The sequence below is a fragment of the Amycolatopsis kentuckyensis genome, assembly GCF_002155975.1.
Classification (GTDB): domain Bacteria; phylum Actinomycetota; class Actinomycetes; order Mycobacteriales; family Pseudonocardiaceae; genus Amycolatopsis; species Amycolatopsis kentuckyensis.
Genome location: NZ_MUMI01000759.1, coordinates 1 through 1,666, shown reverse-complemented (window position 1 = coordinate 1,666; position 1,666 = coordinate 1). Strand labels below are relative to the sequence as shown.

Genomic DNA, 1,666 nt, shown 5'->3' with positions numbered 1-1,666 from the left:
CCAGCCGGCTGGCATCCGGGCTCCGGAGCTTGGTCGGCCGGTGGCCACGCGGCACTTCTGGCCGAGCGAATCGGAACTCGGTCGCTGGAGCGGACTCCCCCGGCCCCACACGGCACCTCCGGCGGAGCGAATCGGAGCTCGGACCCTGGAACGGACCAACCCTGGTCCACACAGCACGCCGGCCGAACGAATCAGAGGCCGGTCCTGGAACGGACTCACCCGGCTCCGCCGCCGAGGCTTGGTCACCGAGCGGCGCAGGTTCGCCGCCAAGACTGGTCACCGAGCGGCGCAAGTTCGCCACCAAGGCTGATCACCGAGCAAGGCAGGTTCCCCACCAAGGCCGATCACCGAGCAAGGCAGGTTCGCCACCAAGGCTGATCGCCGGGCCGCAGCTCCCCCACCAAGGCTCGAAGCCACCTTCGGTGGGCCGCCCCCCAGGTGTGGGCCCGGACACACCGAAGGCCGCCGCGATGGGAACTCGCAGCGGCCTTCAAAGTCCTCTCAGCGGATGCCAGCCGGTACCGCTGCCGGGGTTGTCGTCGCCGGGGTCGATGCCGGGGCCGGTTGCTGGGGCACCGCCATCTGGGCCGGCAGGAGGTTCGCCGGCTGCGGGACTCCGCCGCCCGTTTCCGGGGAGCCGTCGCCGTCCGCCGACGTCCCCACCAGGGCCAGTGCGCTCAGCACCAGTCCGGACACCACCACCCCCGCGCCCTGGGCCGCGCGGCGCTTGAAGCGGCCGCCGCCGAGGACGTTCGGGGACTGGCCCAAGGGGGCCGATGATCCCAACGGGGCCACACCGCCCAGCACGCCCGCGTCGCGCAGGCCCGCGACGCGGTCGGGGCGCTGGACCGCGACCAGCTGGCCGTCGGCCGTGATGGCCAGGTTGTCCGGGGTGCTCGGCAGCTCCGTCTGCTGCGGGATCGACTGGAGGCTCGCCAGGAAGCCCGCCGACATCGACGGGGCCCCCGCGCGGCGGATCGCCTCGACCGTCTGACGCTGCGCGCGCACCTCCGCCGCGCACGCCGGGCAGCGGGTGATGTGCGACGCCGCGCGGTCGCGTGCGCCGTGGGACAGCTCGCCGTCGACGAACGCCACCACGACGTCCGGCAGCAGGTGCGACTCGGGAAGTGCCCAGCCTCGCGGTGCGGTCATACCGTCACCTTCGCAGACTGCGGTGCGTAAGTGCGTCGGCGCTCGAGCGACGCGCGCAGCGCCTGGCGCCCACGGTGGATGCGGCTGCGGACAGTGCCCAGCTTGACACCCAGCGTCGCGCCGATCTCCTCGTACGACAGCCCCTCGACGTCACACAGCACGACGGCGGCGCGGAACTCCGGGGGCAGCTCGTCGAGCGCCGCCTGCAGGTCCGGGTCCAGGTGGGTGTCCGAGTAGACCTGCTCGGGGCTCGGGTCGTCGCCCACGATGCGGTCGGTGTCCTCGGGCAGGCCTTCCATCCGCACGCGCGAGCGGCGGCGGGCCATGTCCAGGAACAGGTTGGTGGTGATCCGGTGCAGCCAGCCCTCGAACGTGCCGGGCTTGTAGGACGCCAGCGAGCGGAAGACCCGGATGAAGGTCTCCTGCGTGAGGTCCTCGGCGTCGTGGGTGTTGCCGGTCAGGCGGTAGGCCAGCCGGTAGACCCGGTCACCGTGCTCGCGCACGACCTCGTCCC

2 protein-coding genes are annotated in these 1,666 nt (G+C 72.7%); both read right to left on the bottom strand.

Annotation, left to right across the window (positions count from 1 at the left end; all coding sequences use genetic code 11):
• Positions 1-501: 501 nt before the first annotated feature.
• A complete protein-coding gene (locus CCN39_RS47355) occupies positions 502-1,152 on the bottom strand; it encodes an anti-sigma factor family protein (RefSeq protein ID WP_086853681.1) in 651 nt (216 codons plus the stop codon).
• A partial coding sequence (sigE, locus tag CCN39_RS47350) for an RNA polymerase sigma factor SigE (protein ID WP_086853678.1) occupies positions 1,149-1,666 on the bottom strand: 518 nt, incomplete at its 5' end. The genes sigE and CCN39_RS47355, both read right to left, overlap by 4 nt.

Bases quoted from the DNA above. Each gene is read 5' to 3' on its own strand.
- CCN39_RS47355 (WP_086853681.1), bottom strand. From the start codon at position 1,152: ATGACCGCACCGCGAGGCTGGGCACTTCCCGAGTCGCACCTGCTGCCG.